The 23397-nt window shown below is 73.3% G+C and carries 23 protein-coding genes and 1 tRNA gene; 11 read left to right on the top strand and 13 right to left on the bottom strand.

Annotation, left to right across the window (positions count from 1 at the left end):
• Positions 1 to 63 precede the first annotated feature (63 nt).
• The gene (locus tag OO68_RS10995) at positions 64 to 558 is read left to right on the top strand and encodes a DUF3830 family protein (protein WP_033308092.1); all 495 of its coding nucleotides are present in this window, start codon (positions 64 to 66) and stop codon (positions 556 to 558) included.
• On the opposite strand, the gene OO68_RS10990 is transcribed toward OO68_RS10995, so the two are convergent.
• On the bottom strand, positions 539 to 1951 hold the full coding sequence (locus tag OO68_RS10990) for an amidase (protein ID WP_033308091.1): 1413 nt from the start codon (positions 1949 to 1951) through the stop codon (positions 539 to 541). The genes OO68_RS10995 and OO68_RS10990 overlap by 20 nt on opposite strands.
• Before the next feature lie 17 nt (positions 1952 to 1968).
• The gene (locus OO68_RS10985) at positions 1969 to 2916 is read right to left on the bottom strand and encodes a D-2-hydroxyacid dehydrogenase (RefSeq protein ID WP_033308090.1); all 948 of its coding nucleotides are present in this window, start codon (positions 2914 to 2916) and stop codon (positions 1969 to 1971) included.
• A 196-nt stretch (positions 2917 to 3112) separates the two neighbouring features.
• On the opposite strand from OO68_RS10985, the gene OO68_RS10980 reads away from it, so the two are divergent.
• Together OO68_RS10980 and OO68_RS10975 are read left to right on the top strand one after the other, a co-directional pair.
• Positions 3113 to 3928: a maleate cis-trans isomerase family protein gene (locus OO68_RS10980; RefSeq protein WP_033308089.1), complete on the top strand. Its 816-nt coding sequence runs from the start codon at positions 3113 to 3115 to the stop codon at positions 3926 to 3928.
• On the top strand, positions 3925 to 4656 hold the full coding sequence (locus OO68_RS10975; protein ID WP_033308088.1) for a maleate cis-trans isomerase family protein: 732 nt from the start codon (positions 3925 to 3927) through the stop codon (positions 4654 to 4656). The genes OO68_RS10980 and OO68_RS10975 overlap by 4 nt, the downstream gene beginning before the upstream one ends.
• Positions 4657 to 4710: 54 nt before the next feature.
• Here OO68_RS10975 and OO68_RS10970 read toward each other — a convergent pair whose 3' ends face one another.
• Positions 4711 to 4932, bottom strand: a complete 222-nt coding sequence (locus OO68_RS10970; protein WP_033308087.1) for a hypothetical protein — start codon at positions 4930 to 4932, stop codon at positions 4711 to 4713.
• 261 nt (positions 4933 to 5193) lie between these two features.
• Here OO68_RS10970 and OO68_RS10965 point away from each other — a divergent pair, with 261 nt between their 5' ends.
• Positions 5194 to 5463 (top strand): hypothetical protein, encoded by a 270-nt coding sequence (locus OO68_RS10965; RefSeq protein WP_033308086.1) that lies wholly within the window; start codon positions 5194 to 5196, stop codon positions 5461 to 5463.
• 92 nt (positions 5464 to 5555) lie between these two features.
• Positions 5556 to 6674, top strand: coding sequence for an LLM class flavin-dependent oxidoreductase (locus tag OO68_RS10960; protein WP_033308085.1), 1119 nt, complete (start codon positions 5556 to 5558; stop codon positions 6672 to 6674).
• Here the strand turns inward: OO68_RS10960 and OO68_RS10955 are convergent.
• On the bottom strand, positions 6644 to 8509 hold the full coding sequence (locus OO68_RS10955) for a putative bifunctional diguanylate cyclase/phosphodiesterase (RefSeq protein WP_051814585.1): 1866 nt from the start codon (positions 8507 to 8509) through the stop codon (positions 6644 to 6646). The two genes, OO68_RS10960 and OO68_RS10955, sit on opposite strands and share 31 nt — an antisense overlap.
• A gap of 307 nt (positions 8510 to 8816) precedes the next feature.
• On the opposite strand from OO68_RS10955, the gene OO68_RS10950 reads away from it, so the two are divergent.
• On the top strand, positions 8817 to 10082 hold the full coding sequence (locus tag OO68_RS10950; RefSeq protein WP_033308253.1) for a M6 family metalloprotease domain-containing protein: 1266 nt from the start codon (positions 8817 to 8819) through the stop codon (positions 10080 to 10082).
• A gap of 135 nt (positions 10083 to 10217) precedes the next feature.
• Here OO68_RS10950 and OO68_RS10945 read toward each other — a convergent pair.
• The 7 genes from OO68_RS10945 to OO68_RS10920 all read right to left on the bottom strand — a co-directional run bounded on the left by OO68_RS10945 (position 10218) and on the right by OO68_RS10920 (position 16570).
• Positions 10218 to 10291: transfer RNA gene (locus OO68_RS10945), tRNA-Lys, on the bottom strand.
• On the bottom strand, positions 10282 to 10878 hold the full coding sequence (locus OO68_RS43445) for a bifunctional DNA primase/polymerase (RefSeq protein WP_063739309.1): 597 nt from the start codon (positions 10876 to 10878) through the stop codon (positions 10282 to 10284). The genes OO68_RS10945 and OO68_RS43445 overlap by 10 nt, the downstream gene beginning before the upstream one ends.
• A gap of 124 nt (positions 10879 to 11002) precedes the next feature.
• Positions 11003 to 11371 (bottom strand): DUF8844 domain-containing protein, encoded by a 369-nt coding sequence (locus OO68_RS10940; protein ID WP_033308083.1) that lies wholly within the window; start codon positions 11369 to 11371, stop codon positions 11003 to 11005.
• Positions 11372 to 11615: 244 nt separating this feature from the next.
• On the bottom strand, positions 11616 to 12950 hold the full coding sequence (locus tag OO68_RS10935) for an AAA family ATPase (RefSeq protein ID WP_033308082.1): 1335 nt from the start codon (positions 12948 to 12950) through the stop codon (positions 11616 to 11618).
• Complete coding sequence (locus tag OO68_RS10930) at positions 12947 to 14539, bottom strand: hypothetical protein (protein WP_033308081.1); 1593 nt, start codon at positions 14537 to 14539, stop codon at positions 12947 to 12949. Before OO68_RS10930 ends, OO68_RS10935 begins: the two co-directional genes overlap by 4 nt.
• Positions 14530 to 15663, bottom strand: coding sequence for a hypothetical protein (locus OO68_RS10925; RefSeq protein ID WP_033308080.1), 1134 nt, complete (start codon positions 15661 to 15663; stop codon positions 14530 to 14532). Before OO68_RS10925 ends, OO68_RS10930 begins: the two co-directional genes overlap by 10 nt.
• Positions 15614 to 16570, bottom strand: a complete 957-nt coding sequence (locus tag OO68_RS10920) for a phosphatase PAP2 family protein (protein ID WP_033308079.1) — start codon at positions 16568 to 16570, stop codon at positions 15614 to 15616. Before OO68_RS10920 ends, OO68_RS10925 begins: the two co-directional genes overlap by 50 nt.
• A gap of 201 nt (positions 16571 to 16771) precedes the next feature.
• Between OO68_RS10920 and OO68_RS10915 the strand changes: the two genes are divergently transcribed.
• On the top strand, positions 16772 to 17395 hold the full coding sequence (locus OO68_RS10915; protein WP_033308078.1) for a histidine phosphatase family protein: 624 nt from the start codon (positions 16772 to 16774) through the stop codon (positions 17393 to 17395).
• Positions 17396 to 17411: 16 nt separating this feature from the next.
• Here OO68_RS10915 and OO68_RS10910 read toward each other — a convergent pair whose 3' ends face one another.
• Entirely contained in the window at positions 17412 to 18863 is a 1452-nt protein-coding gene (locus OO68_RS10910; protein WP_033308077.1) for an NsdA family TPR-like regulatory protein, read from the bottom strand.
• Between the two features lie 297 nt (positions 18864 to 19160).
• Here OO68_RS10910 and OO68_RS10905 point away from each other — a divergent pair, with 297 nt between their 5' ends.
• Positions 19161 to 19556, top strand: a complete 396-nt coding sequence (locus tag OO68_RS10905; RefSeq protein WP_033308076.1) for a hypothetical protein — start codon at positions 19161 to 19163, stop codon at positions 19554 to 19556.
• 66 nt (positions 19557 to 19622) lie between these two features.
• Positions 19623 to 20492, top strand: a complete 870-nt coding sequence (locus OO68_RS10900; protein WP_033308075.1) for a spermidine synthase — start codon at positions 19623 to 19625, stop codon at positions 20490 to 20492.
• A gap of 49 nt (positions 20493 to 20541) precedes the next feature.
• Here the strand turns inward: OO68_RS10900 and OO68_RS10895 are convergent, their stop codons facing one another.
• Positions 20542 to 21054 carry a hypothetical protein gene (locus tag OO68_RS10895; protein ID WP_033308074.1) on the bottom strand — a complete coding sequence of 171 codons (513 nt, stop codon included), beginning with the start codon at positions 21052 to 21054 and terminating at the stop codon, positions 20542 to 20544.
• A gap of 140 nt (positions 21055 to 21194) precedes the next feature.
• Between OO68_RS10895 and OO68_RS10890 the strand changes: the two genes are divergently transcribed.
• Positions 21195 to 21899, top strand: coding sequence for a response regulator transcription factor (locus tag OO68_RS10890; RefSeq protein ID WP_033308073.1), 705 nt, complete (start codon positions 21195 to 21197; stop codon positions 21897 to 21899).
• Positions 21896 to 23293 (top strand): sensor histidine kinase, encoded by a 1398-nt coding sequence (locus OO68_RS10885; protein WP_033308072.1) that lies wholly within the window; start codon positions 21896 to 21898, stop codon positions 23291 to 23293. The genes OO68_RS10890 and OO68_RS10885 overlap by 4 nt, the downstream gene beginning before the upstream one ends.
• Positions 23294 to 23397: the final 104 nt, after the last annotated feature.

Here is a 23397-nt window from a genome sequence, read left to right as displayed (position 1 = left end):
CAAGCCCCCCACTTGCCCCGGGCGCCCTTGACCCGAGCGGCGGCGGGCACTCCCATGGAGGGCATGGCTGATCGCTACATCGAAGTCTCGCTGGTCAAGCGTGACGTGACCTGCACGGCCAGGTTGCTGGACGACCGCGCGCCGATCACTTGCGCCGCCGTCTGGGATTCCCTTCCGCTGGCCGGGGACGTCTACCACGCGAAGTACGCACGCAACGAGATCTACGCCCTTTTCCCACCCTTCGCCGAAACCGAGCCACCCCTGGAAAACCCGACTATTACCCCGATCCCCGGCGATCTGTGCTATTTCACCTTCGCCGGGGCGGAGTTGGGCACCAAGGCCTACGGCTACGACCGTGAGGTCCGCGCCGGCACCACGCTCGTCGACCTGGCCCTGTTCTACGAGCGCAACAACCTGCTGCTGAACGGCGATGTCGGCTGGGTCCCCGGCATCGTCTGGGGCCAGGTCGTCGACGGTCTGGAGAGCATGGCCGAGGCGTGCAACGACCTGTGGAGGTCGGGAGCGGCGGGGGAGTCGCTCAGCTTCCGGAGGGCGTAGGCCGGCCGGCGGAGGCCGCCCCCGCCTCGTACAGCGCGTGGGCCGCCCGCAGCACCAGATCGTCCCGGTGCCGGGCGGCCACGAGCTGGAGTCCGATCGGCAGACCGTCCCCGTCGGCGCCGACCGGCACGCTCGCCGCGGGTTGCTGCGTCATGTTGAACGGGTAGGTGAACGGCGTCCAGCCCGTCCACCGCCGGTGGCCGGATCCCTTCGGCACCTCGGCGCCCGCCTCGAACGCCGTGAGCGGCAGGGTCGGGGTGACGAGCAGGTCATAGGTGTCGTGGAACCGGCCCATCCGGCGGCCCATGTCCATCCGCACGTCCACCGCGGCCAGGTAGTCCAGCGCCGAGTAGCGGGCGCCCCGCGCGCAGATCTCCCGCAGGCCCGGGTCGAGCAACTCCCGCTGGTGCGGGCCGAGGTGCTGGGTCACCCGGGCCGCCCCGCTGAACCACAGGGTGTGGAAGGCCTCCACCGGGTCGGTGAGGTCCGGGTCGGTCTCGGTGACGTACGCGCCGAGCTCCGCCAGCCGCTCCACCGCCCGCCGCACCGCCCGCGCGACCGCCGGCTGCACCGCCACCTGCCCGCCCAGCGAGGGCGAGTACGCCACCCGCAGCCCGCGCACCCCGCCCGCCAGACCGTCGGTGTACGGGCCGGCCGGGGCGGACAGCGCCGACCAGTCGCGCGAGTCCGGATGCCCGATCACGTCCATCAGCAGCGCCGCGTCCGCCGCGTCCCGGGTCATCGGACCCACGTGCGCCAGCGTGCCGAACGCGCTCGCCGGGTAGAGCGGCACCCGCCCGTACGTCGGCTTCAGCGCGAAGATCCCGCAGAACGACGCCGGGATGCGCACGCTTCCGCCGCCGTCCGTGCCCAGCGACAGCGGCCCCGCGCCGAGCGCCACGGCCGCCGCGCTGCCGCCGCTCGACCCGCCCGCCGTGCGCGAGGGGTCCCACGGGTTGCGCGTCACACCGCTGAGCGGCGAGTCCGTCACCCCCTTCCAGCCGTACTCGGGGGTCGTCGTCTTGCCGAGGAAGACCGCACCGTGCTCCCGCAGCCGGGCCACGGAGGGGGCGTCCTCGTCCCAGCGCCCGGCCGCCGGGTCCACGGCCTTCGAGCCCCGCAGGGTCGGCGCCCCGCGCTGGAGCAGGATGTCCTTGACGGTGACCGGCACCCCGTCGAGCAGCCCCCGTGGCTCACCGCGCCGCCATCGCTCCTCCGACTCCCGGGCCCGTTCCAGCGCGTCCTCGGCGGTGAGCCGGACGAAGGCGTTCACCTCCGGCTGGATCGCCTCGGCCCGGTCCAGCGCCGCCCGGGCCGCCTCCACGGGACTCCACTCGCCCTTGCGGTACCCGTCGAGGAGCCGTACGGCGGTCAGGTCGGTGAGCTCGGTCATTCACCCTCCACGGAACGTCAGTGACCAGGTACATACCCACGCTGCTTGTCGACCACGTTCCTCAGCGGCTCGCCGGACGCCCACTGTTCGTACAACTCCACGAACTGGGCGCCGAGTTCGTCGCGCCAGCCGATGGTGTCGCCGCTCATGTGCGGAGACACGATCAGGTCCGGGGTCTGCCACAACGGGCTGTCGGGAGGCAGGGGTTCGGCCTCGAAGACGTCCAGGGCGGCGCCCGCGATCCAGCGCTTGGCCAGGGCCTCGGCGAGCGCGTCCTCGACGACCAGCCGGCCCCGGCCGATGTTGACGAACCGGGCCGACGGCTGCATCAGGCCGAAGCGGCGGGCGTCGAACATCCCCCGCGTCTCGTCCGTGAGCGGCGCCGCCGCGATCACCCAGTCGGCGCGGGCCAGCAGCCGGTCCAGGTCCTCCGGGCCGTGCACGCCGGAGCGCGCGGCACGGCCGACGAGCGCGGTCGTGATGCCCAGCGCCCCCAACGTGTGCGCGATCGCCCGGCCGATCGGGCCGGAGCCGACCACGACGGCCCGGGTTCCGGAGATCTTGTGCGCCTCGCGGTGCCGCCAGGTCCGTTCCCGCTGGAGTTCCAGCGTCCGCGGCAGGTCCTTGGCCATGGCCAGCACCAGCGCGGCGACGTACTCGGCGATCGGCTGGTCGAAGATGCCGCGTGCGTTCGTCACCACGGTGTCCGAGGCGGCGAGTTCCGGACACATCAGGTGGTCCACGCCGGCGCTGGCCGTATGCACCCAGCGTGGCCGCGGGCCCTCGCCAGGCCAGGCGTCCCGCACGGCGCGCGAGGTGAAGTCCCACACCAGGAGTACATCCGCACGCGGGAGGCGTGCGGCGAGCCCCTCCGCGTCGGTGTGCTCGATACGGGCGCGACCGGTGAGGCGGCCGAGGCGGGGGTGGGGTTCGGCGTCCAGGACGAGAAGGGTGGGGGTGGGCATGAGCAGCCGTTTCTCCAGCCGTTCGGCGGGTCCGACCGGCCACGGGCACCGGTCGGTGACGACGAGTTAACCCGGTGTTGACCAAGGAGTGATCCGGGCGGATTGACCACGCTCGCACCCGAACCTACCGTCGTCAACACGGGCGTTCCCACGATCCGTTGCACACTCGTTGCCCAGCGTGAGGCCGGTGCCTGCCATGGACGTCTCATTTCTCGGCGGGCCCAGCCCGCAGCGCGGGGTCGGCGTCGTCGCCCCCTTCGACTTCGCACTCGACCGCGAGCTGTGGCGCTGGGTGCCGGACGAGGTCTCGCTCCATATGACCCGCACCCCCTTCGTGCCGGTCGAGGTGAGTCTCGACCTGGCCCGCCTGGTCAGCGAGCACGAGACGCTCGGCGAGGCGGTCCGCACGCTCAACGCGATCGCCCCCGAGGTCGTGGCCTACGCCTGCACGTCCGGCTCCTTCGTCGGCGGCACGATGGGCGAGCGGGCGATGTGCGAGGCGATGAGCCGGGCCGGTGCCGTACCGGCGATCACCACCTCCGGCGCACTGCTGGAGGCCCTCGTCGAGCTGGACGTACGCCGGGTGGCACTGGTGACGCCGTACACGGTCTCGGTGACGCAGTCGCTGGAGGCCTACGTCGCCCAGGCCGGCGTCACGATCTCCGGCTGCGCCTTCATGGGGCTGACCCGGCACATCTGGAAGGTCCCCTACCGCGAGGTGGTGGACATGGCCCGGCAGGCCGTCCGCGACGACGCCGACGCGCTGTTCATCAGCTGCACCAACCTGCCCACCTACGACGTGATCCCCCAGCTGGAGGCCGAGCTGCGCATCCCGGTGATCTCGGCCAACCAAGTGACGATGTGGGCGGCACTGCGCCGACTGGGTACCCGTGCGGTGGGGCCGTACCAAGCGCTGATCAATCCGGCGGCGCGTTCCGGTCCCGCAGCACCGGGGGCGGACCCCGGTCCCGTACTGCCGGAAGAAGAGCAGCAGCAGGAAGGCTGGACATGACAGCACTGGGATTTCTCTACCCGGGCCACTCCGCCGAGGACGACTATCCGCGCATCGAGCAGTTGCTGGGCAGCGACATCCGGGTGGACCTGGTGCACACCGACATCGGTGAGGACGCGCACCGGGTGGACGCGCTGCTGGAGATGGGCTCCGCCGGCCGGCTCGCGGCGGGAGTCCAGGAACTGCGGCACGCCGGTGCGGACGCCGTGGTGTGGGCCTGCACGAGCGGCAGCTTCGTCTACGGCTGGGACGGCGCGCAGGAGCAGGTCCGCGCCCTGGCGCAGACGGCCGGCATGCCGGCGTCGTCCACGTCCTTCGCGTTCGCGCACGCGGTGCGGGAGCTGGGGGCGCGCAGGGTCGCGATCGGAGCGACGTACCCGGAGGACGTGGCGCAGCTGTTCGCCGAGTTCCTGCGCGCGGCCGGTGTGGAGGTCGTGTCGGTCAGCAGCTCCGGCATCATCACGGCCGCCGAGGTCGGCACCTGGGGCGAGACCGAACTCCTCGCCCTGGCCCGGAACTCCGACCACCCCGACGCCGAGGCGCTCCTCCTGCCCGACACGGCCCTCCACACGGCGGCCCACATCCCGGCCCTGGAGAAGGAACTCGGCAAGCCGGTCCTCACCGCCAACCAGGTCACGGTCTGGGAGGGCCTGCGCCTGGCGGACCGACGCGTGAACGCGCCGGAACTGGGGGCGCTGTTCACGAGGGAGCCGATCGTCCAGGTGTGAGGCGCGAGACCTGCCCCTCGCCCCCGCGGCACCCGTCGCGGGTGGCGAGGAATCTCATGGACGTTCGCTCCTCGTCCGGCGCCACCGAAGCAGACGCAGCGCGACGTACGCGACGAGGGCGACGGTGAAGAGCGCGGTGGCTGCCCGTCGGGCTGCCGTCCAGACGAGTCCACTCGGGTCCCAGAGGGATTCGACCAGATTCATGCCGACGGCCACCGTGAACGCCGCCTTGAGCCGGGTGGCCGCTCGCGCCACCCGGTACGCCTCGGTCGTCATGGAGCTCCGAGTGCCCCGGGCCGGTCGAGGGAAGGTGCCGTGCCCTCGAATGCACCTTCCATGGGGGCCGGAATCGGTCCTACCCCTTCTTCGGGGCAGAGCGGGGCAAAGTCGCTCCAATGTCCCACCCGAAGCTGAGGAATGCTCAACTCCGTCGCATCACCCGGCTCTTGGGTTGACCGAAAGCGCGTTCCCCTCCAGTTGTCCATTCCGTGCACACTGACCACGTCCGCAGCCAGTCGTGCCGTGAAGGACTCTCCGATGGCCGAACCGGGCCCGTTCAGATCCCCCGCAAGCGCTGTCCAGCTGTCCGGGCGCCTGCTGTGCTGGTGCCTGGCCGCGGCCATGGGCGCCGCCGCCGTGGACGCCCTCCTCCATCCGGCCCCCGCATGGTGGGGTGTCGTGTGGCTCCTGCCCTGGTGGCTCGCCTGCGCGACCGCCCTCGCATGGGCCGTCCTGCGGGCCCGCGAGAAGGCCGACCGGCCGCCCCCGCAGAGCGACGCCCGGAGCGACTGGGAGCAGGCCGCCTGACGGCCCCCGGTGCGTGACCGGGAATAACCGGAGACTGTCCCCTGTTAGAGCCGGAACGACAGCACACGGTCAACAGCAGGAGGCACCCCACCGTGGCGGCAGACGAGACACACGGCGCGGCGGACGAGATACGCGGCGCGGCACAGGGCGACGCCCCCGTCCCCCTCTCCGTACTGGACCTGGTCACCGTGGGGGCCGGCCGCACCGCCTCCGACGCCCTGCGCACCAGCGTCGGCCTGGCGCGCCTCGCGGAGCGCCGCGGCTTCCACCGCTACTGGGTCGCCGAGCACCACTCCATGCCGGGTGTCGCGTCCTCCTCCCCGGCCGTGATCCTGGCCCACCTCGCCGCCCACACCGACCGCATCCGGCTCGGCTCGGGCGGTGTGATGCTGCCCAACCACGCCCCGCTCGTGATCGCCGAGCAGTTCGGGACGCTGGAGGCCATGGCTCCGGGCCGGATCGACCTCGGCCTCGGCCGCGCCCCCGGCACGGACGGCGCTACGGCCGCCGCCCTGCGCCGCACAGATCGCCTGAACGAGGGCGCCGACGACTTCCCCCAGCAGCTCGCCGAGCTGACCCGCTTCCTCGACGACGACTTCCCCGACGGGCACCCCTACCGCCGCATCCACGCCGTACCGGGCCCCGTCCAGGCCACGTCCCCCGGCGGCGTCCAGTCCCCGCACCGCCCGCCGATCTGGCTGCTCGGCTCCTCCGGCTTCAGCGCCCGCCTCGCAGGGACCCTGGGGCTGCCCTTCGCCTTCGCCCACCACTTCTCCGCGCAGAACACCGTCCCGGCCCTGGACCTGTACCGGGAGTCCTTCCGGCCGTCCGCCGTGCTCGACGAGCCGTACGCCCTCATCGGCGTCTCCGCGCTCGCCGCCGACGAGGAGAAGGAGGCCCGCCGGCAGGTGCTGGCCGCCGCCCTCAGCATGGTCCGGCTGCGCACCGGCCGCCCGGGCCTCGTGCCCAGCCCCGAGGAGGCGGAGGCCTACGAGTTCAGCCCCATGGAGCGCGACTTCGTCGACTCCTGGAACGCCAACGTCATCCACGGCACCTCCGACGAGGTCCGCTCGGGCCTGGACGACCTCGCCAAGCGCACCGGCGCCGACGAGCTGATGATCACGGCCAACGCGCACGGCGGTGACGTCCGGCTCCGCTCTTACGAACTCATCGCCGACGCCTACGGGTTGCCGACACCCGCCTCCGCCTGAACGTCCGGCGTGCCCAACAGTTCTGAAATGCGGTCCGGCGGCACCGGACGGGAGTAGAGCCAGCCCTGTCCGGTGTCGCAGCCGATGCTGCGCAGCCGGGTCGCCTGGGCCGAGGTCTCCACGCACTCGGCCGTGACGGTCAGCCCGAGCCGGTGCGCCAGCTGGATCATCGCCTCGACGACCACCTCGTCGGCCGGGTTGGCACGGGCGGCCGCCTCCCGGTCGTCGTACTGGAAGCCGCGCACGAACGATCCGTCCAGCTTCAGCACCGACACCGGCAGCCGGCTCAGATACGCGAGGTTCGAGTAGCCGGTGCCGAAGTCGTCGATGGCGATGCGCACGCCCATGTCGCTGAGCGCCTTCAGGGTCTGCAGCGGACGGCCCGCCGAGCCCATCACCGCCGACTCGGTCAGCTCCAGCTGAAGCAGATGCGGCGCCAGACCCGTCCCGGCCAGGGTCTCCGCCACGTCCGCCACCAGGTCGGAGTCCCAGACCTGACGTACCGCCACGTTCACGCTGACGAAGATCGGCGGCTCGTCGGGGTGGTCAAGCTGCCAGCGACGGGCCTGTTCACAGGCCGTGCGCAGCACCCAGCGGCCCAGCGGGACGATCGAACCGTCCTCCTCCGCCAGTCCGATGAACCGATTCGGCGTCAGTACGCCGAACTGCGGGTGGTTCCAGCGGATGAGCGCCTCGACGCCGTGCAGCCGGTCGTCCTCCATGCCGACCAGCGGCTGGTACTCCAGTTGGAACTCGCCCCGCTCGATGGCCGGCCGGAGCGTGGAGGCGAGGGCCTGGCGCGTCATGCGGTGCGCGTTGCGCTCCGGGTCGAACAGGGTCCAGCGGGCCTTCCCGTCCGTCTTCGCCCAGTACAGCGTCGTGTCCGCCGCCTGCATCAGCGCTGTGGGGGTGGTGCCGGCCGCGTGCCGCTCCACGACGCCGATCGACGCCGAGACCGAAAGCCGCTGGCCGGAGATGTCGAACGGGTCCTGGATCGCCCGCAGCGCCGATTCGGCCAGTTCGGCCAGCTGTTCGGTGCCGGTGGAGTCCTCGACGAGCAGCGCGAACTCGTCCCCGCCGAGCCGGGCGACCAGCGGGATGCTGGTGCGTGCGTGGCCGGCCTCGTCCGCGCAGCGCGTGAGGCGCTCGGCGACGGCGGCCAGCAGCCGGTCGCCGACGCGGTGGCCGAGGGTGTCGTTGATGGCCTTGAAGCCGTCCAGGTCCAGGTAGCACAGCCCGATCCGGCCCGTGCCGCTCTGCTCGTAGGACTCCGCCTCCAGCGCGGCCGAAAGCCGCTCGAAGAACAGGGTGCGGTTGGGCAGCCGGGTCACCGGGTCGTGCATCTGCAAGTGCCGCAGCCGCGCCTGGAGTTCCCGGCGGGCACTGATGTCGGTGACGGACAGCAGCACGCCGTCGTCCTCGGCGGCCAGCGGGGCGACCGTCACCTGCACCCACAGCGAGCGCCCGTCGGGGTGCTTGAGCCGGCGCGTGCAGCGCAGCCGGGACTGCCGTCCGCGCAGCACCTCGCGGTAGGCGTGCCAGGTGCGCGCGTCGGAGGTGAGGTCGACCAGGTCGGCGGCGACCGCCCCGGCGAGCCCGTCCGGGCTGCCGCCGAGGAGCGCGGCGAGGGAGTCGTTGGCGCTGACGACCGTGCCCTCGCGGTCCACGACGGCCATGGCGAGCGGGGCGGCCGCGAAGACGGAGCGGTAGGGCAGCCCGGACGGCGGCTCGGTACGGGGAGACGTATCGATCTCACTCTCTGTGACGACCGGCCGCTCCAGGTCTGCCGCGGGCGCCGGCCCTTCGGAGGTTCCACTCACCGCTCGCTCCCGCATGTATTCGATCTCTGTCCGTGCAGGAAAGGTCAGGAAAGTGTGCCGATCATAGAGGCTGGCCCGAGGGCCTTCCAGCCGGTGTCCAGTCTTCCCGGCCAACCGGCCCTTCTGCCAGATCGTTTCTGCGCGCGCCTGGACGCCTTCTTCAGGCCGCCGACCAGTTGTGACGTTCTGTGAGTGCTTCGGGGGTGTCGGCTTCCGCGATTTTTCGCCCCCTTCACCCGACCGGTGCAGGCAAACAGGACGCAGTACGACAAATCATCACAGGCTGGGTGCGGTGTCCCGCGATCCGTACCCGGAGGTACCCGTGCCGCGTCCGTTTCCGCGCGCCCGACTGCGCAGCACCGCGGCCGTGTTCACCACCATGTCGGCGCTCGCCGCCACTTCCCTCGGCGCCGGCCCCTCGGCCGCCGAGTCCGACTCGGCCGCGCCCTGCGCCCTGACCCGGACCGACGCCCACCACTCGGAGGGCCTGGACACCTGGAACGCCGCCTATCCGCGCCCGTCCCGCTCCCTGGACGCGGTGATGGTCTTCCTGTCCTTCCCGGACTCCCACCCGCTGACCACGCCGCAGGAGCTGACCGCCGACCACTTCCCGGCGACCACCCGCTTCTTCGAACGTGCTTCCTATGGCCGTTTCACCCTGCGCCCGCACGCGCTGCGGCACTGGATCCGGATGCCGCACCCGTCCACCGCGTACGACATACAGCGCGACTGGAGCCCCGGGCGCCGCGCCGCCTACCTGCGCGACGCCCTCTCCGTGGCCGACCCGCAGGTGGACTTCTCGCGCTATGACGTCGTGTACTTCGTCGCCGACCCGGACGCGCCCGGCGTGGACTCCGACGCCACCAAGGTGGTGAACCTGTCGAGCCCGCTGCGGGCCGACGGCACCGACCTGCGCCGGATCGTCACGGTGTTCGAGCAGCACCCGCCGGACCGGCTCGTCCTCGCCCACGAGACCGGGCACGTGTTCGACCTGCCCGACCTGTACCACCGGCCCGTGGACGGCAAGGGCGACTGGGACACGCACGTCGGCGACTGGGACCTGATGGGCAGCCAGTTCGGACTCGCCCCGGACCTTTTCGCCTGGCACAAGTGGAAGCTGGGCTGGCTGGATCCGCGGCAGGTGCGGTGCGTGCAGGACGCCGCGCCCGCCCGGCTGACCCTGGAGCCGCTGGCGGTGGGGCCGGGGGTGCCGACGGCGGGAACCGCGGGCGCTCCGGCCTTCGGTCTCGGGCGGGGCACCAAGCTCGCCGTGGTGCGGACCGGGCCCGACAGTGTGCTCGCCTTGGAGGCGCGCGGGCCGGTGGGCAACGACGTGGCCGCGTGCCGGCAAGGGGTGCTCGTGTACCGGGTGCGGGGCGGGGCGCAGTCCGGGGGCGGGCCCATCGAGGTGATCGACGCCCATCCGCGCACGGACGCGTGCTGGGAGGACTCCGTCTACCCGCCCCTGGCGGACGCGCCGATCGGCATCGGGGAGAGCTTCACGGTGCCGGGGGAGGGCGTGCGGGTGAAGGTGGAGGGACGCACGGTTTCGGGGGCGTGGACGGTGAAGATCGCGGTGGGGCGTTGAAGCGGGCGGCGGTGGAACGCCGAGTGGCGGGGGTGTGGGTGGCGCAGCCCCCACGACGCGCGGCGAAGCCGCGCAGAAATAACGGTGGCGGCTTGTGTTCGCGCTTTCCGCGAACACAAGCCGCCACCGACAACGTGCGCCGCCAGGGACTCGAACCCCGGACCCGCTGATTAAGAGTCAGCTGCTCTAACCAACTGAGCTAGCGGCGCCTGCTGACGTCGTAGACCTTAGCATCCTGGTCGGCGGGAGGAAAAATCGAAATCCGCACCGCTGAGCGGGCCGCCCGGACGGCCGCCCAGAGCAGTACCTCGGGGCCGGGAAGCCAGGGCTGACGGGTGTCGGGGGCGACGAGCCAGCGGGACGCGGAACGGCGGGCGGGAGAGGTGCTCTCCGACGGCGCCGGGACGGTCACGGCGTCGCCGGTGCCGTGGCAGAGCAGCGGCGGCACCGCGTCCGTGCGGTTGGTCTCCCGGCCGTCCCGCGTGCCCCACTCCTCCCACTCCAGCAGGGCGGGGAGCCGGTGCGCCGTCCCCGGGGCGGCGAACAGCAGGATCCGCCCCCGGAACTCCGCGACCGGGCCCGAGCCCGGGCCGTCGTCCCACAGCCGGTCGAGCATCCGCCGGCCGAACATCGAGGGCGCGCTGACGACATCGAAGACCGCACCGCAGGGCAGCACGACCGGTGCGTCCGGCCGCTCCTCCCAGAGGGCGAGCGTGCTTCGCGGATACGTTCCTGCCGAGGCGAGCCAGGCGGCCCCGTCCGGGGTGACATCGGAGGCGTTCCATGCGCTGCTCATGGCATCCAGGTCTACCCGCCGTGAGCGCCCGGTTCCCGAGGGTTGCGGGAAATCGGGACAGGAGGGGGTGGGAGGGAGTATCTTGCCCGCCTGGCATATGCCAGGTGATCGGGAAGGGCTTGTTCTACACGGTCTCGCCGGGCCCCCGGCCCTCTGCGTCGCCCCGCATCAGATCCCGCCCGAACTCGACCATCTTCTTGGCGTAGTCCTCAGTCCACTCGGCCCGCTCGGCGATGTCCGCCGTCGTCAGCCGGTCGAACCTCCGCGGATCGGCCAGCTGGGCCGCGGCCATCGCCTGGAACTCCACCGCCCGGTCCGCCGCGGCCCGGAACGCCAGCGTCAGCTCCGTCGCCCGGGCCAGCAGGGCCCGGGGGTCGTCGATCGACTCGAGGTCGAAGAAGTGCTCAGGGTCGGAGGCCGCCTCCGCGGGCTCGAAGAGCAGGGGCGCGGGGCGTAGCCGCGGTTCGTTCCGACGCGGCGTGGGCTCCGCCATGTCTTCTCCTCCTCGTACGTCGCGCTGGCCCTCCCCCGCGGGCGGGGGACTCCCAGGTGGAGTGGGCCACCGTCCATTGTCTCGCGGGCGCGCAAGTGGGCATCGCGGTGGTGGGTACGGCGGCCCCACCACCCGATGTTCGCCACGGCTTCCGGCAGGCGCCGTGTTCCGGCCAGATCACGGCCGGAGGGGTCTGGCCGGTGGCCTCCGGCCGGCGGTGGGGAGGGTCTGGCCGGTGGTGTCGTCAGGGGCGCCAGGTCACGCGGTGTTCCGCCAGGTGTGCCAGCACCGCGTGGTTCGCCTCCCAGCCGTCCGGGAACTTCACCACCGTCCCCAGTTGCACCGGCTCGGTCGACGGATAGTCGTCCAGCAGGTCGGTCACCCCCGCTCGGCAGACCACGATGCAGGCGTGCCGGTGGCGGGAGGCCAGGACGCAGAGGCGGCCCGTCTCCAGGTGGAAGGCCGTGGCGTCGGGGCGGCCGGAGAGGGGGTGGAGGACCACGGTGACGTCGTACTCCCGGCCCTGCAGCCGGTTCGCCGTGTCCACGACCACGTCGGTGACGCCGAGGCCGGCCAATGCCGCCCGGACCGCGGCCGCCTGGTCCCGGTGGGCGGTGCCGACGGCGATCCGGTCGGCGGTGAGGGGGGCAGGGGCCGGGGCGCGTTCCGAGGTGGCCGCGCCCGCCCGGTCCAGCAGACGCCGTACGACGGTGGCCACCGCGCCGACCGCTTCCGGGTCCGTGCGCGGAGTGTGCCGGGCGGGCAGCTCCAGCAGGCCCCAGCCCGACGCGGCCGCTTCGTCGATCACCCGGTCGGGGCCCGAGCCGTCCGAGGGCACGCCGAAGGCCAGGGTCCGGTCGCCGGGGCCGGTGCCGCTGCGGAACGGGGTGTACGGGTAGAACGCGTCCGAGACCAGGGGCGCCGCCGAGGCCGGAAGCCGCCAGGAGACCGGCAGACGGTGCTGGGGCAGGTCCGGGTTGTGCGCGAGCAGGGTCGTCACCGCCGAGGCCGACGGGTCGTACGCCAGACCCGCCCACTGCTCGCTGCCCACGATCGCGAACGGGTCCAGCTGCCCCGGGTCGCCCACGAACAGCGCCCGCTCGAACAGCCCGGCCACCGCGAGCAGCGAGTCGGACCGCATCTGGTACGCCTCGTCGACGATCGCGTGCCGCCACGGCTCGTCGACCTTGACGTGCGCCCACTTCGCCGCCGTCGAGATCACCACGGCCAGCCCGGCGAGGTCGGCCGCCTTGGCCGACTTCCGTACGTTCTCCAGGCCGTCGAGCGCCTTGTCGTACGGGTCGGAGTCGCTGCTGTGCAGCCGGCCCACCGGCAGCTCGGGATTCTTCTCGGCGAGCCGCAGGACCAGGTCGTCGACCTGGGCGTTGGTCTGCGCGACCACCATCAAGGGGTGGCCCGCCTCCGCCAGTTCCAGCGCCGCGCGGACCACCAGCGTTGACTTGCCCGCGCCCGGCGGGGAGTCCACGACGACCCCGCGCGCGGTGCCGTGCAGCGTGTCGCGCAGGATCGCGTCGGTGGCCTGCCCGGCGGCGGCCGAGGGGTCGAACACCGTGGTCACAGCACATCCTCCTCGGTCACCGGGTCGGCCGGCTCCAGGGCCGCCTCACCGGGCGGCCCGCCGTGCGTCCACGGCGTCTCCTCCGGGTCGGGCAGCTTCGCGCCGCCCCGCTGCTCGTGCTCGAAGAGCGTGAAGCAGACCCGGTCGCCCTTCTCCGGCACCGAACCCGGCTCGGGCTCCTTGCCGCGGCCCATCTTGTCGAGGACCCGCAGCACGACGTACGCGCCGTCCTCCTCGTCCGCCACGAACTCCGCCGCCTGCGGCTTCCCGCCCAGCGACCGGTACACCTTCGTCCGCTCACCTAGCTGCGGCCGGTCATCCGTGCGCACCGTGACCAGGGGGCGCGGGCTGGGCCGCTTGCCGTCGCTGTACGCCATCACGACATCGGTGACCTCACCCGCGAACGCCTCCCCGGAGAGCCGTCGGCCCGCCATCACCAGCGGGTCGTCGAGGGCCTCCTGCGCCTCCAGCCGGGCCTGCTCGCGCTCGCGCGTGGCGAGTTTGTTCGCCGCGGTGACCGCGTCGTCGCGGCGCGGCTGCGGGGGCTCCCCGGCCAGCAACCGGTCGCGGTGGCCGGTGAACGACCAGCGGTCGCGGGTCCACCGCTCCTCGACCCGAGCCCCCTCGGGCAGTTCCCGCAGCAGGTCCAGGCCCCGCCAGACCGCGTCCCAGGTGGGCCGGGTGCGGCTGAGAACCAGGTCGCGGATCTCCCGCTCGGCGGCGGTCAGCGCCCCGAGCCGGTCGTCCGCCTCCAGGCCGTCCTCCGCGGCGGCGAGGGCGGTGCGGGCCCGGTCGTAGCGCTCGATGGCCGGGGCGAGCAGCTTGTTGTCGAACGCCGGGTCCGTGGCCGGACCGGCCGGCGGGCACAGCAGCTGGCCCTGCTCGTCCCGCTCCAGCTCGGCCCGCAGCGCGGCCTCGGCGCCGGTGACGCCCTCCGGCGGGTCGATCCAGGCCAGCAGGGCCCCCAGGTGCTGGTCCTCCAGGGTGGACTGCCCGGTCACCCAGTGCCGGCCCAGGAGATCGGTCATCGCCAGCAGCAGCGAGGAGCCGGGCACCCGGGCCCGCTCCCCGAAGTGCGTCAGCCACCGCCCGAGCAGCGGCACCCGGGGCGGCGCCGGGTAGGGAGCCTCCGGATCCTGCTCCGCCGTGCGCCGGAACCGCATCGAGCGCCCGAGCAGCCGCACCAGGTCGATGCCCGCGCGGCTCGGCACGATCAGCTGCGGCGCGTCCGCACACAGATCGACCTCGACCTTGACGCGCTTGCCGGTCTCCGGGTCGGTCTCGGTGCGCTCGGCGGCCTCCACCGACTCGGCGTAGGAGTCGACGTACGGCAGCACGACGCCGGCCAGTTCGGCCAGGAACGCGAACCTCAGGTCGCGGTCGCGGGGCTGCGGGACGGCCAGCAGACGCGGCGCGTCCCGGTCGGTGCCGACCAGTGCGCCGAGCGGGGCGCCGGCCTCACCGGCGGTGATCAGCGGCACCAACACCAGCGGGCGGTCGCCGAGATGACGGTGCCGGACGGTGGCGGCGGGCTGGGCGCGGCCCGTGCTGACGGCTTCGAGGCGGGCCAGGGTGGAGATCAGCGACACGCCGCCTCCAGTGCCTCGGCACGCAGGGCGGCGGCCCGCCGCAGGGCGGCCACGGCCGGATCGCCGGGGTCGCCCGCCTCGCCGCGCGCGGCCGCGAGGACCTCCTCCACGGTCGTCAGACCGCCCAGCTCCGCCCGGACCGGACGCCCGAGCGTGGTCACCGCGCCCTCCTCGCGGGACCGGGCCCGGCAGTGGAAGGCCAGCTCACACGCGGACAGGCACTCGGGCGCGTACGTCGCCGGGACCGACTCCACGGCCGCCGTCAGCTCCTCGACGGGCAGCTCCGGCGAGAAGCAGGTGCCCTCGGGAAGCGCGTCGGCGATGTCCTCGATGCGGGTCAGCCGGGCCAGCTGACGGGCCGTGACCGCCCGCTGCTTGCGGATGTCGACGGCGGACGCGGCCGGCAGGTTGGAGAAGTCCCGGGGGCACACGAGCAGGACCCGGTGCCGCACCCGCGGGGCCGGGGACTCTTCCGACGCGAGACGGGCCGCGACCTCCTCCAGGGCCAGCACGTACACCGCCGCCTGCCGGGCCGCCGCCCCTACCTTCGCCGGGTCCGCCGAACCGTCCAGCAGCGGGAAGGACTTGATCTCCACGACCGTCCAGGTCCCGTCCGGATGGACCACCACCGCGTCCGGCTCCAGGAACGCGGGGGAGCCCGCGACGTCCAGCGCGAGCATCGGATGGTCGAGCAGCGTCCACACGCCCGGACGCGTGGCGGCCTCCCGCAGCTCCAGCTCCGTACGGGCCGTGCGCCCCTGGGGGCCGGACGCCGTCAGGTCCGGCACGCGCGCGTCGGCGGGCGGCTCGGCGGACCGGTCGAGCTTCTCGTGCACCAGCCGCAGCAGCTCCGCGCCGCCGTCGGCCTTGACCTTCGCCTCGAAGGCGTTGCCTCGGGTGAGCGCGAACTGCGACTGCCCGAACGCCGACGGCGAACCCAGCGCGCTCGCCAGGGCCGTCTTGTTCACCCCGGCGCCGTCGAGGATCGCGCGCCGCGCACAACCGGGGTTGGCGGCCAGCGCCGCCAGGGCGCGCGCGTCCAGTGCCTTGGCGGGTACGTCGGGGCCGCGCAGCTCAGCGAGCTGCTGCCGGAGCGCCGTCCCCCGCGTCCTTGGGAGAGGCACCCGGCTCGGCTCCGTCTTCGAACCGCGACTCGCGCTGCCGTGGAATTCGCTCACCCGCGGAAGTCTGGCATCCGGCACTGACAATCGAGGAACCTGCGGCGGAAGAGTCCGCCGCGACCGGTGCGACACGCGGCACGAACCGTGCCTTGACCCGGTCCGAGGTGCGCATCACGGCGGGGGCCAGCAGCAGTCCGACGCCCATGACGGCCGCGCCCGCGACCGCGTCGAGGAAGTAGTGGTTGGCGGTGCCCATGACCACGATCGTCGTGATCAGCGGGTAGGCGACACCGGCCGCCTTCGCCGCGCGCGTACCGCCGAAGCGCCACAGCATCACCCCGCACCACAGGGCCCAGCCCACGTGCAGACTCGGCATGGCCGCGTACTGGTTGGTCATGTCCCCCATGCCGCGCGGCGCGCTCGCGGCGCCGCCCCACCAGCCGTACGAGCTGTACTGCGCCATCGTGTCCACGAAGCCGTGGCTCGCGTCGAGGAGCCGGGGCGGGCAGGTCGGCAGCAGGGTGAAGCCGACCAGGCCGATGAGGGTGGACGTCATGAGCCAGGTGCGCGCGGCGCGGTAGCGCACGGCCCGGGAGCGGAAGAGCCACACCAGGACCACCGGTGTGACCAGGTAGTGCAGTGACGCGTACCAGAAGTCGGCGGGTATGCCTATCCACGCCTCGCGCGTGAAGAGGCGGTTGAGCGGGTGCTCGAAATTGAGGTACAGCGCCTTCTCGAAGCGCAGGATCGTCAGACCGTGGTCGACGGCGCCGGAGACGTCGCCGCGGGCGAGGAGCCGGCCGGCCGAGTAGAACCCGTACACCAGAAGGATCAGCGGCAGCTCGGTCCACCAGCGCAGCCTGGGCGCGGGGGCCGCCGCCTCGGTGCCCGGTGTCTCGGTGTGCTGCATCCGATCGTCCTCCCCCTTCGTCATCACGCGTAGCCCGGTCGGCCGTGCCACTTTACGGTGTGGACCCGCGCCCCGGGGGGCGCCTTCGGCCCTCAAAGACGCAGAGATCGCCCCCCGGGTTGCCCGCGGGGGGCGTGCGCGATGATGGAGGAGTTCCCCTTACGCCGTTCTCCTCGCGTTGTTCTTCCGGAAAGGTGCCCCATGCCCGCGCGCATCCTGCTGGCCCGCCACGGACAGACCGAGTGGTCCCTGTCCGGCAAGCACACGGGCAGGACGGACGTGCCACTCCTGGAGGAGGGCCGGCGCGGCGCGGAGAGACTGGGCGAGCGCCTGCACCGGGCGCCGTACGACGGTCTGGCCGGCGTCGAGATCCGCACCAGCCCGCTGGCACGCGCGCGTGAGACCTGCGAACTGGCCGGCTTCGGCGACCGCGCGCGCACCTGGGACGCGTTGCTGGAGTGGGACTACGGGGCGTACGAGGGCATGACCCCCGCGGACATCCAGGCCGTCCGGCCCGGCTGGCTGATCTGGCGCGACGGTGTGCCGGGCGGTGAGTCGCTGGCCGAGGTCACGGCCCGGGCCGACGAAGTGGTCTCCTGGGCCCGCTCCGAGGACCGCGACGTCCTGGTCTTCGCCCACGGGCACATCCTGCGCTCCATCGGGGCGCGGTGGCTGGGCCTCCCGATCGACTTCGCCGCCCGGATCCGGCTGAATCCCACATCGCTGTCGGTGCTGGGCTGGGCCTACGGAGAGCCGGCGATAGAGAGCTGGAACGACCTGGGGCACCTCGCCCAGGACGTGCCGGGCGTCGCGCGGCAGGCGTGACGTTCGCAACAGCCCCTCAGGTCGTGCGCGGGGACGAGGCGTGCCTCTCCAGGAACGCCGACACCCCGGAGGCCCTGCGGTGCGGCAGCAGCACGCGCGCCGTCGCCGCCAGCATCGTCTGCACCCGGGACGACTGGACCTCTTCCAGCAGGTCCAGCACCCGCATCCCCGCCACCGCGGCCTCGTCCGGCCGGCCCCCGCGCGCGAGGTCGTCCGCCAGCTCCGCCGTGTAGAGGGCGATGTTCCGGGTGAAGTGCGGATCCTGCAGCCCGGCGGCCCGGCGCGCGTGCCGCGCCGCCCGGGGCCAGTCGCCGAGCGTGGACCAGCACTGCGCCTCAAGGCCCTCCAGTTCGGCCTCCCCGTAGAAGCTCATCCACTCCGGGTCGGCGTCCGAGGGGCCCCGGTCGAAGAAGGCCTGCGCCCGGACCAGTGCCTGTTCGCAGCCGACGCGGTCGGCGAGCCCCGCCCAGCCGCCCGCCTCGCGCAGCGCGAGCAGCGACATCAGCCGGGCCGAGCCCACCGGCCGGGCGACGCGCTGCGCGGCCTGGGCCGCCCGGACCGCCTCGCGCGGCCGGCCCGCGTCGCGCGCCAGGAACGCCGTGTTGCAGAAGGCGTGCGCCTCCAGGCCCGCGTCACCGGTCATCCGGGCGGTCGCGAGGGCCTCCGCGTAGTGCGAGCGGGCGTCGTCGAAGCGCCCCGAGTCATGGGCCAGCCAGCCCACCGAGATGGCCAGTTCACCGGCGCCCGAGTAGAGCCGGTCCGCCGTCGTCTGCCGGGTCGTGCCGGCGTCCAGCAGGGCGTAGGCCGCGCGCAGCGGGGCGGCGGCGCGCCGGTAGAGGCCGTCGGCCCCGTGCCGGTCGTCCAGCAGCCGGATCCGTCGGACGGCTTCTTCCAGGGCGCCCGCGTCGCTCGCCCCGGCGCGGTGCACGGGGCGCTGCGCCGCCGCGGCGTCGAGGGCGAGGCCGACAGGCCCCAGTGAGGCGGCGGCCACCGTGGCGCCTCCGCCGGTCATGAACGCGCGACGTAGCACGTCGCTCTCCTCGTAGGTGTCGTGCGGGTGGTGCGGGTCGTACGGGTTCTGCGTTTCATACGGCTCGCCCGCCCCGCTGGTCTCACTCGTGGCGTTCGCCGGGTTCGCGGTGCGCGTCAGGGGCGCGCCATCGGTTTCGCGCGCCCGGCGTCCGCGTACCGACGAGCGGGGCGCGAACCCCAGGTCTGTGAGCGTGCGGCCTGGGAACATGTGCAGGAACACCCGTTCGTACGCGTAGTTGGGGCAGCGGATCTCGCCCGCCTCGACCCGGCCGATGTACCGCGCGTCACAGCTGACCTGCTCGCCGATCTCGAGCCCGGCCCGGCGGATCGCCGCGGCGAACTCGGCCGGTGAGCGCTGTCCGCGCAGTCGCCGGAAGACGAGGTTCGGCCGTGGCGGCCGGTGGGGTTGAGACGAGGTCAACGATGACGACGCCATGGCCGGGTCCTCCCGTGCGAACCGTCGAACCATGCCGGAAACAGGTCGACTTGTTGCGGTACGCCTGCAACGTCTACCCCGTGTCCGGCGAGCAAGAACGTACCTGCTGTGATGGAGCCACCACGCTGGGTTTGGCTACAAACCGGATATCTCATCCGTGATCTGCCATGAAGTGCCATCCTTTGCGGCCAACTTCCGCCGTAGCCCTTGACGGTCTGCCGCGTTGAACTCTGCGGACCGGGAGGCCCCCGACTCCCGACCGCTCGTCCAAGCAGGGCTTTTCGTGGTGGAGGCCGGATGGAGACCAGCCGGATCAACGATCCTCGTACGCCGCCGGGCAGACCGGCGGCCGGCTGCGATGTGGTGACGGTGCCGGCGCGGCAGGGGCTGGAGGCGGTCGACATCCTGCGGCGCGGACCAGGGGACGCGGTGGGACCCGTGCTGCACGACGGCGGCGGCGGCACCCTCGGTTTCCTGGTGCCGCCGGGGACGGCCGCCGCGTGGGACGTGCCGGGGAGCACCTGCACGGAGACCGACGGCCGCGGACTGCCCCTGGCACCCGAACCCCCCGGGGCGGGTTCGGACTGGCTGCTGCCGCCCGGCGAGGCCGACCTCGCGACCGATCCCGCGGTGCTGCGCGAGGCCCTGGGGGAGGCCGCCCGGATGATCAAGGCGGCCGACAGCTGCCGCTGAGGCGCCCCGGACGCCGGGCCGCGGGAGCGTACACCTCGCTTAACAGGCCACCCCGATAATGACCCCATGGGAAAGTCCAAGGGCGGCCGGCGCAGACAGGCCGGTGCGGAGGCCGTCGTCGAGAGCGTCGACGGCGGGCTCGCCGAGCTGATCCCCGACCGCGAGCGGCCCAGGGCCTGGAGCCTGGTGATCGACGGAGCCCCGCAGTCGCACGTCGACCTGGACGACCCGGCGTACCTGTCCTTCGAGTACCAGCGCCGCCTCGGGCACGTGATCGACCTCGTCGCCCCGCCCGGCCGGCCCGTGCACGCCGTGCACCTCGGCGGCGGCGCCCTCACCCTCGCCCGCTACGTGGCCGCCACCCGGCCCCGCTCCACCCAGCAGGTCGTCGAACGGGACGGCCCCCTCGTCCAACTGGTCCGCCGCGAGCTGCCGCTGGATCCGAACGCACGCATACGGGTGCGCTCCACCGACGCCCGCGAGGGCCTCGCCAAGGTGCCGGACGGCTGGGCCGACCTCGTCATCACCGACGTGTTCAGCGGGGCCCGGACACCGGCCCACCTCACCTCGACCGAATTCCTGGACGACGTGCGCAGGGCACTCAAGCCCGGCGGTGTCTACGCCGCCAACCTCGCCGACGGACCGCCGCTCGCGCACCTGCGCGGCCAGATCGCCACCGCCGCCGCCCGTTTCGAGCGGCTCGCGCTGGTCGCGGACCCGGCGGTGCTGCGCGGCAAGCGCTTCGGGAACGCCGTCCTGGTCGCCTCCGACCACCCGCTGCCGACAGCCGAACTGACCCGCCTCGCCGCCTCCGACCCGCATCCCGCCCGGGTCGAGCACGGCAGGACGCTCACGGACTTCACCGGCGGGGCCGCACCGGTCACGGACATCGCGGCGGTGGCGTCGCCGGCCCCACCGGCGTCGGTCTTCAGATGACCGGCCACGGCGCTCGCCCCAAAGGGGCGCCGATAGCCGCCCGCGGCACTCAGTAGGTCCCGATCTCCACCCGCGGCGGCCCGTCGTGCCACGTGCAGAACACCGACACCCGGTCCGCGCCCGAGGAGAACTCCACGCGGATCCACGACTCCGTCTTCCACACCTGCATCGACCAGCCCGCCCCCGGCGTCGCCGAGACGAGCGAGGCGGAGGTCTTGCCGAGATCGAAGACCGCCCGGCCGCCGTCGGTGTCGTAGCTCTTCACCCGGCCCGAGTCGGCCGGGGCGGTGCGGGCCGAGGGCGTGGGAGCGGGGCTCGGGCTCCCGGCCGTGGACGCGGGGGGCGTGCTCGGCTGCCGCCGCTTCGGCGGAGGCGTCCGCTCCGGCGGCGTGGCCGGCGCCTTCGGCTCCCGCGTGGCGGCGTCGGCGGCCTTGACGGGCAGCGCGCGCGGCGGATCGTAGGCCGTCCCCGCCATCACCGTGTGGACGCCCCACCACGACAGCGTGACCGCCGCGCCCGTGGCGAGCAGCCATGCCAGTCCGTGTACGAGTCCTCTGCGCATCGCGGGCCATACTGCCTCACGCACCACACCTGCCCCTCGCAATGTCTGCAAAAGGGGCCGTGCGGTGGTCCGTTGTCCCCAGCCGGGGAGTTGTCCACAGGCCCGCACCCGGCTGTTCGAGATGGCGTACGGTGCGGCGCATGGCAAGTGTGCTCGTGGTCGAGGACGACCAGTTCGTACGCTCGGCGCTGATCCGGCACCTGACCGACGCCTCGCACACCGTGCGCAGCGTCGGGACGGCACTGGAGGCGCTGCGCGAGGTCGCCCATCTCCGTTTCGACGTGGTAATCCTGGACCTCGGACTGCCCGATCTCGACGGGTCCGAGGCCCTGAAGATGCTGCGCGGGATCACCGACGTGCCGGTGATCGTCGCCACAGCCCGGGACGACGAGACGGAGATCGTCCGGCTGCTGAACGCCGGGGCGGACGACTACCTGACCAAGCCCTTCTCGGTCGAGCACCTCTCGGCCCGCATGGCGGCCGTGCTGCGCCGCGCCCGCTCCGGCGCCGCCGAAGGGGAGCCGTCCCCCGTGATCCGGGTCGGCGGCCTGACCGTCGACCCGCTGCGCCGTCAGGCCGAGCTGGACGGCGCCCGACTCGACCTCACCCGCCGTGAGTTCGACCTGCTCGCCTTCCTGGCGCGCAGGCCCGGCGTCGTCGTCCCGCGCAAGGAGCTGCTGGCCGAGGTGTGGCAGCAGTCCTACGGCGACGACCAGACCATCGACGTCCATCTGTCCTGGCTGCGCAGGAAACTGGGCGAGACGGCGGCAAGCCCGCGCTATCTGCACACCCTCCGGGGCGTCGGTGTGAAGCTCGAACCACCGGGGGCGGGTGCTCCCCGATGAGGTGGGCCCTGGTCAAGGTGTCGCTGGCGGTGACCACCATGGTCGTGGTCGCCTTCGCGGTGCCGCTCGGACTCGTCATCCGCGAGCTGGCCCGCGACCGCGCCTTCTCCAACGCCGAGCGGGAGGCCGCGGCCGTCGCCCCCGCCCTGTCCATCACCACCGACCGCGACCAGCTGGAGCGGGTCGTCGCCTCCGCCGGTTCCGACGCCGGGATGGCCGTGCACCTCCCGGCGGGCGATGGCCAGGAGGCCCTCGAACTGGGGCGCCGGCGCGCCGCCGAAGCCGACATCGCGGCCGTGCGGAAGCTCGGCCGCGCCTCCACCACCGGTGTCACGGGCGGCTCGACGCTGCTCCAGCCGGTCGCCCTCAGCACCGGCAAGATCGCGGTCGTCGAGGTGTACGTGCCGGAGTCCGAGGTCACCAACGGCGTGGGCACGGCCTGGGCGGTGCTCGCCGCGGTCGGGGTGGCGCTGATCCTCGGCTCGGTCGCGGTCGCCGACCGGCTGGGCGTCCGCATGGTCCGGCCGGCGCAGCGCCTGGTCGAGGGGGCGCACGACCTGGGGGAGGGGCGGCTCGGGGCCCGCGTCCCCGAGGAGGGCCCGACCGAACTGCGGCTCGCGGCGGTCGCGTTCAACTCCATGGCCGACCAGGTCGTCCAGCTCCTGGCGAACGAGCGGGAGCTGGCGGCGGATCTGTCCCACCGGCTGCGCACGCCCCTCACCGTGCTGCGGCTCAACACCGCCTCGCTCGGCGAGGGACCGGCCGCCGACCAGACCCGCACCGCGGTGGAGCAGCTGGAGCGGGAGGTCGACACCATCATCCGTACGGCCCGGGAGGCCAAGCCGCAGACGGCCGCGGCCGGTCCGGGCGCCGGATGCGACGCGGCCGAGGTGGTCCGGGAGCGGATGGCGTTCTGGTCGGCGCTCGCCGAGGACGAGGGCCGCAAGTGGCGGGTGGCCGGAGCCGACCGGCCGGTGCGCATACCCGTGGCCCGCGCCGACCTGGCCGCCGCGCTCGACGCGCTGCTCGGCAACGTCTTCCGGCACACGGCGGAGGGCACCGCCTTCGCCGTCGACGTCCACAACGGCGAGGACGCGGTGATCGTCCTCGTCTCCGACGCGGGCCCCGGCATACCCGACCCCGAGGCCGCGATGGCGCGGGGCCGCGGCTCCGGCAGCGACGGCTCGACCGGGCTCGGCCTGGACATCGTGCGCCGGCTGGCGGAGTCCACCGGCGGGGACGTACGGATCGGCTCCTCGGTGCTCGGCGGCACGGAGGTGCGCATCTGGATCCAGCTGGACGGCCGCGCACCGGCGACCGGAGGGCACCGGCAGCCGCGGCGCCGCCGCCCCGGCCGGCTCGCGGCCGTATACCACCGCTCGCGGTCCCGCTGAGAGCTCCCGGTCCCGCTGAGCGCTCCCGGCGAGCGCCTTCACGGGACGGTCACGTTTCGACAAATGAAGGGAACGACTCTTGACGCATGACCGGACATGCGGCT

The organism is Streptomyces iakyrus (assembly GCF_000717055.1).
Lineage (GTDB): Bacteria > Actinomycetota > Actinomycetes > Streptomycetales > Streptomycetaceae > Streptomyces > Streptomyces iakyrus.
This window is presented reverse-complemented; position numbering and strand designations above follow the sequence as displayed.

Excerpts from the sequence above, each read along its gene's own strand:
- OO68_RS10955 (WP_051814585.1), bottom strand. The coding sequence starts at position 8,509 with ATGCGGGAGCGAGCGGTGAGTGGAACCTCCGAAGGGCCGGCGCCCGCG.
- OO68_RS10995 (WP_033308092.1), top strand. The coding sequence starts at position 64 with ATGGCTGATCGCTACATCGAAGTCTCGCTGGTCAAGCGTGACGTGACC.
- OO68_RS10970 (WP_033308087.1), bottom strand. The coding sequence starts at position 4,932 with ATGACGACCGAGGCGTACCGGGTGGCGCGAGCGGCCACCCGGCTCAAG.
- OO68_RS10900 (WP_033308075.1), top strand. The coding sequence starts at position 19,623 with ATGGGAAAGTCCAAGGGCGGCCGGCGCAGACAGGCCGGTGCGGAGGCC.
- OO68_RS10910 (WP_033308077.1), bottom strand. The coding sequence starts at position 18,863 with ATGGCGTCGTCATCGTTGACCTCGTCTCAACCCCACCGGCCGCCACGG.
- OO68_RS10920 (WP_033308079.1), bottom strand. The coding sequence starts at position 16,570 with ATGCAGCACACCGAGACACCGGGCACCGAGGCGGCGGCCCCCGCGCCC.
- OO68_RS10980 (WP_033308089.1), top strand. The coding sequence starts at position 3,113 with ATGGACGTCTCATTTCTCGGCGGGCCCAGCCCGCAGCGCGGGGTCGGC.
- OO68_RS10885 (WP_033308072.1), top strand. The coding sequence starts at position 21,896 with ATGAGGTGGGCCCTGGTCAAGGTGTCGCTGGCGGTGACCACCATGGTC.
- OO68_RS10985 (WP_033308090.1), bottom strand. The coding sequence starts at position 2,916 with ATGCCCACCCCCACCCTTCTCGTCCTGGACGCCGAACCCCACCCCCGC.
- OO68_RS10940 (WP_033308083.1), bottom strand. The coding sequence starts at position 11,371 with ATGGCGGAGCCCACGCCGCGTCGGAACGAACCGCGGCTACGCCCCGCG.
- OO68_RS10915 (WP_033308078.1), top strand. The coding sequence starts at position 16,772 with ATGCCCGCGCGCATCCTGCTGGCCCGCCACGGACAGACCGAGTGGTCC.
- OO68_RS10905 (WP_033308076.1), top strand. The coding sequence starts at position 19,161 with ATGGAGACCAGCCGGATCAACGATCCTCGTACGCCGCCGGGCAGACCG.
- OO68_RS10895 (WP_033308074.1), bottom strand. The coding sequence starts at position 21,054 with ATGCGCAGAGGACTCGTACACGGACTGGCATGGCTGCTCGCCACGGGC.
- OO68_RS10965 (WP_033308086.1), top strand. The coding sequence starts at position 5,194 with ATGGCCGAACCGGGCCCGTTCAGATCCCCCGCAAGCGCTGTCCAGCTG.
- OO68_RS10890 (WP_033308073.1), top strand. The coding sequence starts at position 21,195 with ATGGCAAGTGTGCTCGTGGTCGAGGACGACCAGTTCGTACGCTCGGCG.
- OO68_RS43445 (WP_063739309.1), bottom strand. The coding sequence starts at position 10,878 with ATGAGCAGCGCATGGAACGCCTCCGATGTCACCCCGGACGGGGCCGCC.
- OO68_RS10975 (WP_033308088.1), top strand. The coding sequence starts at position 3,925 with ATGACAGCACTGGGATTTCTCTACCCGGGCCACTCCGCCGAGGACGAC.
- OO68_RS10990 (WP_033308091.1), bottom strand. The coding sequence starts at position 1,951 with ATGACCGAGCTCACCGACCTGACCGCCGTACGGCTCCTCGACGGGTAC.